Source organism: Salipiger thiooxidans (assembly GCF_900102075.1).
Taxonomy (GTDB): Bacteria; Pseudomonadota; Alphaproteobacteria; order Rhodobacterales; family Rhodobacteraceae; genus Salipiger; species Salipiger thiooxidans.
On the sequence record NZ_FNAV01000006.1, the window covers coordinates 289,620 to 302,870 of the forward strand.

The following is a 13,251-nucleotide window of genomic DNA, read 5'->3' on the forward strand; positions in this document are numbered from 1 at the left end:
AAATCCCTGCCGCAAACATGAATTGCATTGCGATACGGGCAAATCAAAAATCGCCCGAGGCAGCCAGACTGACACAGACCTCGGAAGCAACCACAGGGATCATCGACATGACCAGACTGCACCGCCGTCAGGCCCTCAGACTCATTGCCGGCGCCACCGGCGCGACGCTCGCCACCCCCGCAATCATCCGCGCGCAGACCCCCTCGGAGCTGAAGATCGGAGGCATGCTGCCGCTCTCCGGGCCGGCCGCCATCGAAGGGCACCAGGTGCTCAAGGGGCTCGAATTCGCCGTCAAGGAAGCCAACGCCGCCGGCGGCGCACTCGACCGCGAGATCGTGCTCATGGTCGAGGATGACGAGGCCAACACCACCCGCGGCGTGATCGCGGTGCGCAAGCTGATCGAGACCGACAAGGTGCCGTTCATCGTCGGCACCTACGCCTCGGCCGTGGTCATCGCCACGATGCAGATCACCAAGGAATACGGCGTGCCCCTGCTCTCGGGCGGCTCGACCTCGGTCGCGGCCACCGACGCCAACGAGCCCGGCAACCCGTGGTTCTTCCGCTCCTGGCCGTCGAGCGTCGACCAGGGCCTCGATACCGCCAACGCGATCACCGGCAGGTTCGGCGCCAAGACCGTCGCGATCATCCACGACTCGGGCTCCTACGGCTACTCGCTCGGCGACCAGGTCGAGCAGGTGGTCAAGGACAACGGCGGCGAGATCCTGTCTCGCGACACCTACAACGCCGGTGAGCAGGACTTCACCACGCTGCTGACCCGCATCCGCTCCGAGAAGCCCGACGCGGTCTATATCGGCGGCTGGGCCGGCGACGGCGCGATGATCGTGCGGCAGGCGACCGAGGTCGGGCTGCGCACCCAGTTCGTGGGCTCGGGCTCGATGGTCAGCGACGACTTCATCGAACTGGCCGGCCCGGCGTCCGAGGGCTTTGCGGTGGCAACGCTCTACGAGCCCTCGACCCCCAACGTCTACGGCGCCGAGTTCGGCAAGCGCTTCGAGGCCGAGGTCGGCCAAGCGGCGGGCACGCTGAACTCGCTGGGCTTCGATTCGACCTCCATCGGCATCGAGGCGGTCCGCCGCACCGGCGGCACCGACAGCAAGGCAGTGCGCGACATGATCGCCACGGGCTTGGCCGATTTCCCCATCGTCCAGGGCCCCGAGGGCGCGACCGCGGCCTTTGACGCCAAGGGCAGCGTGGACTTCCCGAACTTCATCGCCGTGATCAAGGACGGCGTACGCACCCTGGCCTGATCCGGACTGGATGATCTGAAATGGACTTGTTCCTTCAATACCTCGCCAACGGCATCGTCGTGGGAAGCTCCTACGTGCTGGTCGCCGTGGGACTGACGCTGATCTTCGGGATCCTCGGCATCGTCAACTTCGCCCACGGGGAATTCTACATGCTGGGCGGTTTCGCGGGCATCGGGCTGGCCACGGTGCTCGGCCTGCCGCTGATCGTCTCGCTGCTCGGTGTCGTGGCGTTCGCCGCGCTGCTCGGCTTCCTCGCCGAGCAGATCCTGAACCGGCAAGTGAAGGACAAGGACCCGACCAATTCGATCGTCTCCTCCTTCGGCCTCGCCGTGGTGCTGCAGAACGCCGCGCTGCTGGTGATCGGCCCGCAGCCGATGCTGCTGCGCACGGACCTGTCGATGGTTCCGGTGGAAATCGGACCCGTCTACCTCCCCCTCCAGCGCGCGCTGATCCCCGTGGCGATGATCGTGCTGGTGGGGGCTCTTCATCTCCTGCTGCGTTACACTTGGGTGGGCATGAGCCTGCGCGCCATGGCGCAGCAGCCCACCGTGGCCCGCATGTGCGGCATCCGGGTGTCGCGGGTGGCCATCGTCACCTTCATGACCGGTGCCGTCTTCGCGGGCGTCGCGGGCTTCCTGATGTCCTCGGTCTTCATGGTGCACCCGCTGATCGGCAACATGATCGTGCTCAAGGCCTTCACTGTGGTCATCCTCGGCGGCATGGGCAGCGTGACCGGCGCCGCCGCCGCAGGGCTGATGCTGGGCATCGTCGAGTCGATGACCTCGGCCTATCTCGGCAACGGGCTGCGCGACATCGTGGGCTTCCTGATGGTGGTCATCGTGCTGCTGGCCTGGCCGCAGGGGATCTTCGGCCGGAAACTGGAGCGCTCATGAAACATCTCGCACTCTTCGCCGCTGCCATAGCCCTGCTGGCGCTGGCGCCTGTGGTGCTGGGCGGGCACGGGCTCAGCGTCATGACGCTGACCCTCACCAACCTCGTGCTGGCGGTAGGCCTGAACCTCGTCGCGGGCTATTGCGGTCAGTTCTCCTTTGCGCAGGCGGCGTTCTTCGGCATCGGCGCCTATACCACCGCGATCATGTCGCGCGATCTGGGCACCGGGGTCTGGATCAACCTGCCCGCCGGAATCATCATCGCCGGGCTCTTCGGGCTGGTGCTCGGGGTGCCGGCGCTGCGGGTGAAGGGGCACTTCCTCGCCATCGTCACCATCGCCTTCCAGACCGTGGTCTACCTGACGCTGGTGCAATGGACCGACTTCACCGGAGGCCAGAACGGCATCCTCGTTCCCGGCGTGGGCGAGACCAGCATCCTCGGCATCATCCGCTTCAACGTGCAGTCGCTGGACTCCTACTACTGGCTGACGCTGGCGCTGGCCGCGGTGGCCATCGTCGTCGCCTGGCGGCTGGTGCATTCCCGGCTCGGGCGCGAGTGGATTGCCGTGCGCGATGACGAGACGCTGGCGCAGGCGGTGGGCGTGAACACCACGACCACCAAGCTCTCGGCCTTCGTGGCGTCCGCTGCCTTTGCCGGTGCCGCCGGTGCGCTCAACGCCTACACGATGCGGACCGCCGCCCCCGACGACTTCACCATCTTCATCTCGTCGATCATCCTCGCGATCATGATCCTCGGCGGCAAGGGCACCTTCCTCGGCCCCATCGTCGGCGCCTTCATCCTGACCATCATCCCCGAAAGCCTGGGCGAGTTCTCGCGCTACAAGATGCTGTTCTTCGGCGTGCTGCTGATCCTCACCATCACCTTCCTGCCGGGCGGCATCATGCAGCTCGTGCGCAACGCGAGGACCCGGCGGGCATGACCGAGACGGAGACCAACATGACAAGGCCGGTGCTCGAGGCGCGCGGGATCGTGCGCCGCTTCGGCGGCATCACCGCCGTCGACGGTGTCGACGTGACCGTGGGCCAGGGCGAGATCGTGGGGCTGATCGGCCCCAACGGCTCGGGCAAGTCGACGATGGTGAACCTGCTGACCGGCGAGCTTGCCCCCGACAAGGGCACCATCCGCTTTGCCGGCAAGGACATCACCGGCGTCGCCCCCTACCGGCGCGCGCGCCTTGGCATCGCGCGCAGCTTCCAGATGCTGCGGATGTTCACCTCGATGAGCGTCGAGGACAACATGCTGACCGCGACGCATATCCACATGAAGCGCGGGCTGCTGTCCTCGCTCTTGAACCTGCCCTCGGCGCGCGCCGAAGAGGACGAGGTCCGCGCGAGGGCCCGCGACCTGCTGGCGATGTTCGAACTCGAGCAATTCGCCGGGCGCCCGGTCACGGCGCTGTCCATCGGGCAGCAGCGCATGGTCGAGCTGGCGCGCGGGGTGCTGAGCGGGCCCAAGCTCTTCCTGCTCGACGAGCCCGCCGCCGGGCTCGCGCCGCCCAACGTCGACCGGCTCATCGCGCTGATCAAGCGGATGCGCGACGAGTTCGGCATCTCTATCCTGCTCATCGAGCACGACATGCGCGTCGTGCGCGAGCTCTGCGACCGGGTCGTGGTGCTCGACTCGGGGGAGCTGATCGCCGAGGGCCACCCCGAGACCGTGGTCAACGACCCGGCGGTGATCGAGGCCTATATCGGGAAAGGATGGTCGCGCCGTGCTCAAGCTTGACAACATCGAGGCCGGCTACGGCAACACCCGCATCCTGCACGGCGTCTCGCTCGAGATCCCCAAGCGCGGGCTCGTGGCGCTGCTGGGCGGCAACGGCACCGGCAAGTCCACGACGCTCAAGGCGATCATGGGGCTGGTCGGCCTGCAATCGGGCACCGTCACCGTCGACGGGCGCGACATGGCGGGCATCGCCCCCGAGGCGCGCGCGGGTCTCGGCCTGTCGCTGGTGCCGCAGGGCAAGGAGGCCTTCGGCGCCATGAGCGTCGAGGACAACCTGCGCATGGGCGCCTATCACCGCCGCAAGGACCGCGCCGGGATCGCCATCGATCTCGAGGCGGTCTACACTCGCTTCCCCCGCCTCAAGGAGCGCCGCCGCGTGGCCGCGGGGATGCTCTCGGGCGGCGAGCGGCAGATGCTCTCGATCGGGCGCTCGCTGATGTCGCGGCCCTCGGTGCTGCTGCTCGACGAGCCCTCGGCGGCGCTGGCGCCCAAGATCGTGGAAGAGATCGCCGAGGCCATCCTCGGCCTGCGCGAGCTCGGGCTGACCTTGCTGTTGGTCGAGCAGAACGTCGGCATGGCGCTCGACATCGCCGACCGGCTCTACGTCATCCGCGGCGGACGCATCGCCCATGAGACCGCGGTCGGCGACGGCATCGCCATGTCGGAACTGCAGGAATTCTATCTAGGAGGCCATCAGGATGCCTGACCGTTTCACCGGCAAGACCGCCGTCATCACCGGCGCGGGCGGCGCGCTCGGCCGCGCCGTCGCCGCGGGCATCGCCCGCGAGGGCGGCCAGCTCGTGCTCTTCGACCTGAGCGAGGACGCGCTGGCCGAGACCGCCGCGCTCTGCCCCGGCGCCGTGGTCGTGCCCGGCGACATCACGCAGGCCGCCGACGTGCAGCGCGCCGCGCAGGTGGCACAGGACAGCTTCGGCGGCGTCGATCTGGTGGTGGCCGCGGCGGGGATCATCGGCCCCTCCTGCTCGGCCATCGACGTCGAGGAAGCGGATTGGGACCGGCTCTTCGCGATCAACGTCAAGGGCTGCTGGCTCACCGCCAAGTCCTTCATCCCGCAGATGCGGGCCAAGGGCGCGGGCTCGATGGTGCTGTTCTCGTCCACGGCCGGGATGATCGGCTCGCCCTTCCTGCCCGCCTATTCCGCCTCGAAGGGCGCGGTGGTGCAGCTCATGCGCAGCCTCGCCATCGCCCACGCCCCCGAGGCCATCCGGGTGAACTGCGTCTGCCCCGGCACCATCGAGTCGCCCATGCACCGCTCGAACGTGGACCGCTTCGAGGGCGAGGCCCGCGAGGCACTGATGAAGCGCCTGCTGGCCGTCCACCCGATGGGCCGCTTCGGCACGCCGAACGAGGTCGCCGAGGCCACGCTCTACCTGCTGAGCGACGCCGCCAGCTTCACCACCGGCGTAGCGCTGCCGGTCGACGGAGGACGTCTCGCATGACCCGTTTCGAAGGCAAGTTCGCCGTGGTCACCGGCGCCGCGGGCGGCATCGGCGCCGCCACTGCCGCGCGGCTGGTTGCGGAAGGCGCCAGGGTGCTGCTCGTGGACCTGCAGGACAAGGTCGCCGAGACCGCCGCAGCGCTCGGGCAACCCTCGCTGGCGCTCGACATCTCGGACGCGGACGCCGGCCAGCGTATCCTTGCCGCCGCGCTCGAGCACACGCAGACCATCGACGTGCTGGTGAACAACGCCGGCATGGGCGGCTCGGGTCCGCTGGAGAAGTCCAGCGACGAGCTGATGGCGCGGATCATCGACGTCAACCTCACCGCCACCATGCGCATCACCCGCGACCTGCTGCCCCACCTGACCCAGCCGGGCGGCAGCATCGTCAACCTCGCCTCGACCTTCGGCATCCTCGGCGCGTCTGGCACCACAGCCTATGCCGTGGCCAAGGCGGGCATCGGCCAGCTCACCCGGCAGCTCGCGGGCGATTTCGCCCCGCGCGGCCTGCGGGTCAACGCCATCGCCCCCGGCGTGGTGCAGACCGACATGACCGCCAACTACTTCAAGGACCCGCGCTACCGCGCGCTCCACATGGACACGACGCCGCTCGGACGCCCCGGCCAGCCCGAGGAACAGGCGGCGGCCATCGCCTTCCTCGCCTCGGACGACGCCAGCTTCGTCACCGGCGTCGTGCTGCCGGTGGACGGCGGCTATCTCGCCGCCCGCTACCTGCCGCCCGACGCCGTCTGACCGATCACGAAAGGACACACCCCATGAAGTTCGACACCTCCGTCAAATGGCCCCACGGCGCCCGCGTCGCCGTCATGCTGACCTTCGACTTCGACGCCGAGACCCTCTGGACCTCGCGCAACCCCGACAACGTCCGCCGCCCCGGCATCCTGAGCCAGGGCCGCTACGGCGCGGTCATGGGGGTGCCGAAGATCCTCGAAACCCTTCACGACGCGCAGGTGCCTGCCACCTTCTTCACCCCCGGCTGGACCGTCGAGAACCACACCGACAAGGTCGAGATGATCCTCAAGGAGGGGCACGAGCTCGCCCACCACAGCTATTCGCACCGCTGGTCCTCGGATGACGACGCGGCCGAGGTCGAGGAGATGGACAAGGGGCTCGAGGCGCTGAAGCGCGAGGTGGGCATCGTGCCCAAGGGGTACCGCTCGCCCGCGGGCGAGGTGAGCCCCCTGCTCTTCACCCTGCTGAAGGACCGCGGCTTCCTCTACAACTCGTCGCTCATGGACGGCATCAACCCCTACCGCCACAAGATGGATGACGGCGGCGACGGTGTGATCGAGCTGCCGTGGCACTGGTCGCTCGATGACGCGCCACACGCGCTGTTCTCGTTGCAGACGCCGCGCTCTATCCAGTCCACCGAAGCCGTGGGCAGCCTCTGGAAGGAAGAGTTTCGCGAGATCTACCGCTGGGGCGGGCTCTACAACCTCGTGATGCACCCGCAGATCAGCGGACGGCCCAGCCGCATCGCCCTGCTGCGCGAGATGATCGCCTTCATGCGCAGCTTCCCCGATGTCTGGTTCGCCACCGGCGCCGAAGTGGCGCAGGCGTGGTCCGACGAGTACGAGAGCTGAGCCATGACCCCGACCAGTGCCCGCGAGATGCCGGTCATCGACATAGACCCCTATGCCGACGAGCACCTCGCCGATCCCAGCACCTACTACGACCTGCTGCTGAAGGCGGGGGATGTCGCCTACCTGAGCGCCCATGACGTCTATGTCATGGGCCGCCACGCCTCCATCGTGCCCGCGCTAAAGGACTGGAAGACGTTCTCGTCCACCGGCGGCTCGGGCATCGCCGACGTCCGCCGCCCCGATGCGTGGCGCGCGCCCAGCCCCATCGTCGAGGTCGACCCGCCGCGCCACACCGAAGTGCGCCGCGCCCTCCAGAAAGTGCTCTCGCCCGCGGTCATCCGCAAATGGCGCGAGGACTTCGAGGCCGCCGCGCAGGCGCTCGTCGCCGAACTGCTCGAGAAGGGCGAGGTCGACGGCGTGCAGGACCTGTCCGAGGCCTATGTCTCGTCCACCTTCCCCGATGCGCTCGGCATCGCCCGCTCGCCCGAGCGGCGCCGCAACCTCTACATCCTCGGAGAGCTGAACTTCGACGGACAGGGGCCCAACAACGCCCGCTACAAGGCCACGCAGGCCCGCGCCGATGCCATCGACGACTGGTACCAGGCGCAAATGCGGCGCGAGGCCATGGTGCCCGGCGGGTTCGGCGAGAACATCTTCAAGGCCGCCGACGCGGGCGAGATCGAGCCCGAGCTGGCGCCGCTGCTGATGCGCTCGTTCCTGCGCGGCGGGGTCGACACCACCTCGTCGACCATCTCCTGCGCGCTGCACCACCTCGCCAACGCCCCCGACCAGTTCGCGAAGCTCCGCGAGGATCCGTCGCTCGCCCGCAACGCGCTGGAAGAGGCGATGCGGATCGAGACGCCAATCCCGAACGTCGGCCGCCTGACCATGCGGGATGTCGAGTACGACGGCGTCACCCTGCCCGCCGACCGCAAGGTCAACATCGTGCTCGGCTGCGCCAACCGCGACCCCGAAGCGTGGGACCGACCCGACGAGTACGACCTCACCCGCAAGACACTCTCGCACGTCGCGCTCGGACAAGGGGTCCACATGTGCGTCGGCCAGATGATCGCACGGCTCGAGGGCGAGTCGGTGCTGCGCGCGATGGCCACGCAGGTGGGCTCGCTCGAGGCCACGGGCCCCTCGACCCGCAAACTCAACAACAACCTGCGCAGCTACGCCTCGGTGCCGATGCGCATGACCGCCGGATGACCAAGATGCCCAGAGTGACCTACCACCGTCCCGACGGCCGCAGCCGCACCGTCGCCGCCGCGCCCGGCGAAGGCGTCATGCTGGCCGCCGTGGGCACCGCGGTGCCGGAGATCCTCGGCGAATGCTGCGGCGGGCTGGCCTGCGCAACCTGCCACGTCTTCGTGGCCGCGCCGTGGCGGGCGCTCGCCGGCGCCCCGCATAGCATGGAAGACGACATGCTCGACATGACCGTCACCGAACGCGGCCCCGGCAGCCGCCTCTGCTGCGAGATCGCCGTGACCGAGTCGCTGGACGGGATCGACGTGCAGATCCCGGCGGTACAGGCATGACCGATTTCGCCTCCCTCCCCTTCGATGCGGACGAGATGCTGGCGGGTCTTGCCCGCTGGGTAGCCTGCGAGAGCCCCACCCATGACGCGGCGGCGGTGAACCGCATGATGGACCTCGCCGCCTTCGACCTCGCGCGGCTTGGGGCCGAGGTACAGCGCGTGCCCGGGCAGATGGGGCTCTCCGACAGCCTGATCGCGACGCTTCCCCACCCGCGCCCGGAGCTGCCGGGCATCCTGGTGCTCGGCCACATGGACACGGTGCACCCGGTGGGCACGCTCGAGGTGCTGCCGGTGCGGCGCGAGGGGGACATCTGCTACGGCCCCGGCATCAACGACATGAAAGGCGGCAACTACCTCGCACTCGAGGCCATCGGGCAGTTGCAGCGCGCCGGCATCGAGACGCCCCTGCCCGTCACCGTGATGTTCACCGGCGACGAGGAGATCGGCAGCCCCTCCAGCGCGCGGCTGATCGAGGACGTCGCCCGCCGCCACGCCTGCGTGCTGGTGCCCGAGCCCGCTCGCGCCGACGGATCGGTCGTGCATGGCCGTCACGCCATCCTGCGCTTTGCCCTGCAGGCCAGCGGTCGCCCCAGCCATGCGGGCAACATCCCCGAGAAAGGCGCCTCGGCCATCGCGCTCATGGCGCGAAAGCTGCTCGAGATCGAGGCGCTGAGCTGCGACGCCTTCACCTGCAGCGTAGGGATCATCCGGGGCGGGCAATGGTCGAACTGCGTGCCCTCGGCCTGCGAGGCCGAGATGATCCTGCAGCTCAAGGACCCTGCCGCCCGAGAGGACGCGCTTGCCCGGCTTCAGGCCCTGACCGTGCCGGAAGGCGACGTGACCTTTGCCATCACCCCCGGCGTCGCCCGCCCCGCGTGGCAGCCCGGGAGCGGCTGCAAGGCACTGCTGGACCGCGCCGAGGGTCTGGCGCGGGATCTGGGCTTCCACCTTCCGAGCATCGTCTCGGGCGGCGGTTCGGACGGCAATTTCACCGGTGCGCTCGGGGTGCCGACGCTCGACGGGCTGGGCGTGCGCGGCCAGATGCATCACACGCTTCAGGAACACATCTGGGTCGACAGCCTGGCCGAGCGAGGGCGCCTCTTCGCGGGACTGCTTGCCACCATCGACGGGCCCCCTGCCTGAGCCCGGCCAGAGCCTCACAACCGGAAACGAAAACGCCCCGGCCGCTTGCGCAGCCGGGGCGTTATTCTTGACCCGGACCCGAAGGCCCGGCGCCGATCAGAGACCGGTCGACACGTCGATCGTGTTGCCCTCTTCGAGCGTCACGTAGGCCTTCTTCACGTCGTTACGGCGGCCGATCTGGCCCCGGAAACGCTTGACCTTGCCCTTGGTGATGGTGGTGTTCACGGCCTTGACCTTGACACCGAAGAGCGCCTCGACGGCCTCTTTCACCTGGGGTTTCGTCGCGTCGATCGACACCTCGAAGACAACCGCGCCGTTCTCGGACGCCATGGTCGACTTCTCGGTGATGATCGGCTTGCGGATCACGTCGTAATGTTCGGGCTTCGCACTCATTTCAGTCGAGCCTCCAGAGCTTCGACACCCGCCTTCGTGAGCACCAGAGTGTCACGCTTGAGGATGTCATACACGTTCGCACCCATGCTGGGCAGCACGTCCAGACCGTCGATGTTGGCAGCGGCCTTGGCGAATGCCTCGTTCACTGCGGCGCCATCGATGATCAGCGCGCGCTTCCAGCCCAGGCTCTTCACCTGTGCTGCCAGCGCCTTGGTCTTGCCTTCCGAATCGGCTGTGTCGATCACCACGAGGGCACCGGACTTCGCCTTGGCCGAGAGGGCCATCTTCAGGCCGAGCGCACGAACCTTCTTGGGAAGGTCATGGGCGTGGCTGCGCGGGGTCGGGCCCTTGTAGATGCCACCCTTGCGGAAGATCGGCGCCTTGCGGGAGCCGTGGCGTGCGCCACCGGTGCCCTTCTGGCGGTAGATCTTCTTGGTCGAGTAGCTGACTTCCGAGCGGGTCTTGACCTTGTGGGTACCGGCCTGCGCCTTGTTGCGCTGCCAGCGGACCACACGGTGCAGGATGTCGGCGCGCGGCTCGAGATCGAAGATCTCGTCCGTCAGCTCGACTTCGCCCGCGGCGGTGCCGTCGAGTTTGATCACGTCGAGTTTCATTCGTCGCCTTCCTTCTTCTCGGCCTGGATCTCGGCCTCGGCTGCTTTCAGCGCGGCTTCTTCCTGGGCGGCCTGCTCTGCTGCCGCGGCGGCTGCTGCTGCAGCTTCCTCGGCGGCTGCGGCTGCGGCAGCTTCCTCGGCGGCTTTGGCGGCTTCTTCAGCGGCGGACTTCAGGGCTGCCGGCAGAATGGCGTTCTCGGGGAACGGCTTCTTGACGGCGTCCTTGATGGTGACCCAGCCACCCTTCGAACCCGGGACGGCGCCCTTGATCATGATGATGCCGCGGTCGGCATCGGTCTTCACGACCTGAAGGTTCTGGGTGGTGACACGGACGGCACCCATGTGGCCTGCCATCTTCTTGCCTTTGAAGACCTTGCCCGGATCCTGACACTGGCCGGTCGAACCGTGCGAACGGTGCGAGATCGACACACCGTGCGAGGCACGCAGACCACCGAAGTTGTGCCGCTTCATGGCACCCGCGAAGCCCTTACCGATGGTCGTGCCGGACACGTCCACGAACTGGCCTTCGAAGTAGTGGTCGGCGGTGATTTCCTCACCGACTCGGATCAGGTTCTCGGCGTCGACGCGGAATTCCGCGATCTTCCGCTTCGGTTCCACCTTAGCGACGGCGAAGTGGCCGCGCATCGGATTCGAGACGTTCTTGGCCTTGATCGAACCGGCGCCGAGCTGAACGGCGGTGTAGCCGTCCTTGTCAGCGGTCCGCTGGGCCACGACCTGACATCCGTCGAGTTGGAGAACGGTCACAGGGATCTGCTTGCCGTCTTCCATGAACAGCCGGGTCATGCCGACTTTCTTTGCGATAACTCCAGAGCGCAACATCTACGGAGTCCTCCTTACACCTTGATCTCGACATCCACGCCGGCGGCGAGGTCGAGCTTCATGAGCGCGTCCACCGTCTGCGGGGTCGGATCGACGATGTCCAGGAGCCGCTTGTGGGTGCGGATCTCGAACTGGTCGCGGGATTTCTTGTTCACGTGGGGGCCACGCAGAACGGTGAATTTCTCGATCTTGTTCGGCAGCGGGATCGGGCCGCGCACCTGCGCGCCGGTCCGCTTGGCGGTGTTCACGATCTCCTGCGTCGATGCATCGAGGACGCGGTAATCGAACGCCTTGAGCCGGATGCGAATGTTCTGGCTTTGCATGTTCGGTCTGCCTTTTCATAGGCGTGAGAGTTGAGAGGAGGAACCAGGACCACCCTGTTCCCTCTTCGAACCCGGTCGGAAAGGATTTGCACCCCTTCCATAAATCGGTGGGTGCCGAAGCACCCACCTTTGGAAATCCGTGCAGTCGCGCCCTCTAAAGCGGGTGCCCCTGCGAGTCAAGAGCTCACAGCGCCTGACCGGAAATGTTCTGGGCTGGCCGGTCGCCCGAGGGTAACCGGCCGGGTCCGATCCCGCTTACGCGAGGATCTTGGAGACGACGCCCGAACCGACGGTGCGGCCGCCTTCGCGGATAGCGAAGCGGAGACCGTCTTCCATGGCGATCGGTGCGATCAGTTCCACGGTGAACTTCAGGTTGTCGCCGGGCATGACCATCTCGGTGCCCTCGGGAAGGGTCACGGTGCCGGTCACGTCGGTGGTCCGGAAGTAGAACTGCGGACGGTAGTTCGCGAAGAACGGCGTGTGACGGCCACCCTCTTCCTTGGTCAGGATGTAGACCTCGCACTCGAACTTGGTGTGCGGGTTCACCGACTTCGGCTTGCAGAGCACCTGGCCGCGCTCGACCGCTTCACGGTCGATGCCGCGCAGCAGCGCGCCGATGTTGTCGCCGGCCTCACCGCGGTCGAGCAGCTTGCGGAACATTTCCACGCCGGTGCAGGTGGTCTTCTGGGTGTCCTTGATGCCGACGATCTCGAGTTCGTCGCCAACGTTCACCACACCACGCTCGACGCGGCCGGTCACCACAGTGCCGCGGCCCGAGATCGAGAACACGTCTTCGATCGGCATCAGGAACGGCTGGTCGGTGGCGCGCGGCGGCTGCGGGATGTACTCGTCCACGGCGGCCATCAGCTCGCGGATCTTGTTCTCGCCGATTTCCGGATCACGGCCTTCGAGCGCGGCCAGAGCCGAGCCTGCGATGATCGGAATGTCGTCGCCCGGGAAGTCGTAGGCCGACAGAAGCTCGCGCACTTCCATCTCGACGAGCTCGAGGAGCTCCTCGTCGTCCACCTGGTCGACCTTGTTCAGGAACACGACCATGGCGGGGATACCCACCTGGCGGCCGAGCAGGATGTGCTCGCGGGTCTGCGGCATCGGGCCGTCAGCCGCGTTCACGACCAGGATCGCGCCGTCCATCTGGGCCGCACCGGTGATCATGTTCTTCACGTAGTCGGCGTGGCCGGGGCAGTCGACGTGCGCGTAGTGGCGGTTCTCGGTCTCGTACTCGACGTGCGCGGTCGAGATCGTGATGCCGCGGGCCTTTTCTTCCGGCGCGCCGTCGATCTGGTCGTAGGCGCGGAACTCGCCGAAGTACTTCGTGATCGCAGCCGTCAGCGTGGTCTTGCCGTGGTCAACGTGACCGATCGTGCCGATGTTGCAGTGCGGTTTCGACCGCTCGAACTTTTCCTTTGCCAT

Annotated in this window: 16 protein-coding genes; 11 read left to right on the plus strand and 5 right to left on the minus strand. The window is 67.4% G+C overall.

Annotation, left to right across the window (positions count from 1 at the left end; genetic code table 11):
- Positions 1-107 precede the first annotated feature (107 nt).
- From BLQ77_RS11380 to BLQ77_RS11430, 11 genes are read left to right on the plus strand one after another with little or no spacing between them, the layout of a single operon-like run.
- Positions 108-1,268, plus strand: a complete 1,161-nt coding sequence (locus BLQ77_RS11380) for an ABC transporter substrate-binding protein (protein WP_165617076.1) — start codon at positions 108-110, stop codon at positions 1,266-1,268.
- 20 nt (positions 1,269-1,288) lie between these two features.
- Positions 1,289-2,161, plus strand: a complete 873-nt coding sequence (locus tag BLQ77_RS11385) for a branched-chain amino acid ABC transporter permease (RefSeq protein ID WP_089959058.1) — start codon at positions 1,289-1,291, stop codon at positions 2,159-2,161.
- Positions 2,158-3,099, plus strand: a complete 942-nt coding sequence (locus BLQ77_RS11390; RefSeq protein WP_008883144.1) for a branched-chain amino acid ABC transporter permease — start codon at positions 2,158-2,160, stop codon at positions 3,097-3,099. The genes BLQ77_RS11385 and BLQ77_RS11390 overlap by 4 nt, the downstream gene beginning before the upstream one ends.
- Complete coding sequence (locus BLQ77_RS11395) at positions 3,096-3,905, plus strand: ABC transporter ATP-binding protein (RefSeq protein WP_089959062.1); 810 nt, start codon at positions 3,096-3,098, stop codon at positions 3,903-3,905. Before BLQ77_RS11390 ends, BLQ77_RS11395 begins: the two co-directional genes overlap by 4 nt.
- Positions 3,892-4,611 (plus strand): ABC transporter ATP-binding protein, encoded by a 720-nt coding sequence (locus tag BLQ77_RS11400; RefSeq protein WP_089959066.1) that lies wholly within the window; start codon positions 3,892-3,894, stop codon positions 4,609-4,611. The genes BLQ77_RS11395 and BLQ77_RS11400 overlap by 14 nt, the downstream gene beginning before the upstream one ends.
- The gene (locus BLQ77_RS11405) at positions 4,604-5,365 is read left to right on the plus strand and encodes an SDR family NAD(P)-dependent oxidoreductase (protein WP_089959070.1); all 762 of its coding nucleotides are present in this window, start codon (positions 4,604-4,606) and stop codon (positions 5,363-5,365) included. Before BLQ77_RS11400 ends, BLQ77_RS11405 begins: the two co-directional genes overlap by 8 nt.
- Entirely contained in the window at positions 5,362-6,117 is a 756-nt protein-coding gene (locus BLQ77_RS11410) for an SDR family NAD(P)-dependent oxidoreductase (protein WP_089959073.1), read from the plus strand. The genes BLQ77_RS11405 and BLQ77_RS11410 overlap by 4 nt, the downstream gene beginning before the upstream one ends.
- Before the next feature lie 23 nt (positions 6,118-6,140).
- On the plus strand, positions 6,141-6,968 hold the full coding sequence (locus BLQ77_RS11415) for a polysaccharide deacetylase family protein (RefSeq protein ID WP_089959077.1): 828 nt from the start codon (positions 6,141-6,143) through the stop codon (positions 6,966-6,968).
- 3 nt (positions 6,969-6,971) lie between these two features.
- Entirely contained in the window at positions 6,972-8,180 is a 1,209-nt protein-coding gene (locus BLQ77_RS11420; protein WP_089959080.1) for a cytochrome P450, read from the plus strand.
- Between the two features lie 5 nt (positions 8,181-8,185).
- Positions 8,186-8,509: a 2Fe-2S iron-sulfur cluster-binding protein gene (locus BLQ77_RS11425; protein WP_089959127.1), complete on the plus strand. Its 324-nt coding sequence runs from the start codon at positions 8,186-8,188 to the stop codon at positions 8,507-8,509.
- Positions 8,506-9,651 (plus strand): M20/M25/M40 family metallo-hydrolase, encoded by a 1,146-nt coding sequence (locus BLQ77_RS11430; RefSeq protein ID WP_089959083.1) that lies wholly within the window; start codon positions 8,506-8,508, stop codon positions 9,649-9,651. Before BLQ77_RS11425 ends, BLQ77_RS11430 begins: the two co-directional genes overlap by 4 nt.
- A 96-nt stretch (positions 9,652-9,747) precedes the next feature.
- Here the strand turns inward: BLQ77_RS11430 and BLQ77_RS11435 are convergent, their stop codons facing one another.
- The 5 genes from BLQ77_RS11435 to tuf form a co-directional block, all read right to left on the minus strand.
- Entirely contained in the window at positions 9,748-10,044 is a 297-nt protein-coding gene (locus tag BLQ77_RS11435; protein ID WP_008883497.1) for a 50S ribosomal protein L23, read from the minus strand.
- Positions 10,041-10,658: a 50S ribosomal protein L4 gene (gene rplD, locus BLQ77_RS11440; RefSeq protein ID WP_008883215.1), complete on the minus strand. Its 618-nt coding sequence runs from the start codon at positions 10,656-10,658 to the stop codon at positions 10,041-10,043. The genes BLQ77_RS11435 and rplD overlap by 4 nt, the downstream gene beginning before the upstream one ends.
- Positions 10,655-11,497, minus strand: coding sequence for a 50S ribosomal protein L3 (rplC, locus tag BLQ77_RS11445; RefSeq protein ID WP_008882983.1), 843 nt, complete (start codon positions 11,495-11,497; stop codon positions 10,655-10,657). The genes rplD and rplC overlap by 4 nt, the downstream gene beginning before the upstream one ends.
- Positions 11,498-11,511: 14 nt before the next feature.
- A complete protein-coding gene (gene rpsJ, locus BLQ77_RS11450; RefSeq protein WP_007792792.1) occupies positions 11,512-11,820 on the minus strand; it encodes a 30S ribosomal protein S10 in 309 nt (102 codons plus the stop codon).
- 255 nt (positions 11,821-12,075) lie between these two features.
- The coding region (tuf, locus tag BLQ77_RS11455; RefSeq protein WP_008883278.1) for an elongation factor Tu at positions 12,076-13,251 on the minus strand (1,176 nt) is incomplete at its 5' end.

Bases quoted from the DNA above. Each gene is read 5' to 3' on its own strand.
- BLQ77_RS11380 (WP_165617076.1), top strand. From the start codon at position 108: ATGACCAGACTGCACCGCCGTCAGGCCCTCAGACTCATTGCCGGCGCC.
- BLQ77_RS11385 (WP_089959058.1), top strand. From the start codon at position 1,289: ATGGACTTGTTCCTTCAATACCTCGCCAACGGCATCGTCGTGGGAAGC.
- BLQ77_RS11390 (WP_008883144.1), top strand. From the start codon at position 2,158: ATGAAACATCTCGCACTCTTCGCCGCTGCCATAGCCCTGCTGGCGCTG.
- BLQ77_RS11395 (WP_089959062.1), top strand. From the start codon at position 3,096: ATGACCGAGACGGAGACCAACATGACAAGGCCGGTGCTCGAGGCGCGC.
- BLQ77_RS11405 (WP_089959070.1), top strand. From the start codon at position 4,604: ATGCCTGACCGTTTCACCGGCAAGACCGCCGTCATCACCGGCGCGGGC.
- BLQ77_RS11410 (WP_089959073.1), top strand. From the start codon at position 5,362: ATGACCCGTTTCGAAGGCAAGTTCGCCGTGGTCACCGGCGCCGCGGGC.
- BLQ77_RS11415 (WP_089959077.1), top strand. From the start codon at position 6,141: ATGAAGTTCGACACCTCCGTCAAATGGCCCCACGGCGCCCGCGTCGCC.
- BLQ77_RS11420 (WP_089959080.1), top strand. From the start codon at position 6,972: ATGACCCCGACCAGTGCCCGCGAGATGCCGGTCATCGACATAGACCCC.
- BLQ77_RS11425 (WP_089959127.1), top strand. From the start codon at position 8,186: ATGCCCAGAGTGACCTACCACCGTCCCGACGGCCGCAGCCGCACCGTC.
- BLQ77_RS11430 (WP_089959083.1), top strand. From the start codon at position 8,506: ATGACCGATTTCGCCTCCCTCCCCTTCGATGCGGACGAGATGCTGGCG.
- BLQ77_RS11435 (WP_008883497.1), bottom strand. From the start codon at position 10,044: ATGAGTGCGAAGCCCGAACATTACGACGTGATCCGCAAGCCGATCATC.
- rplD (WP_008883215.1), bottom strand. From the start codon at position 10,658: ATGAAACTCGACGTGATCAAACTCGACGGCACCGCCGCGGGCGAAGTC.
- rplC (WP_008882983.1), bottom strand. From the start codon at position 11,497: ATGTTGCGCTCTGGAGTTATCGCAAAGAAAGTCGGCATGACCCGGCTG.
- rpsJ (WP_007792792.1), bottom strand. From the start codon at position 11,820: ATGCAAAGCCAGAACATTCGCATCCGGCTCAAGGCGTTCGATTACCGC.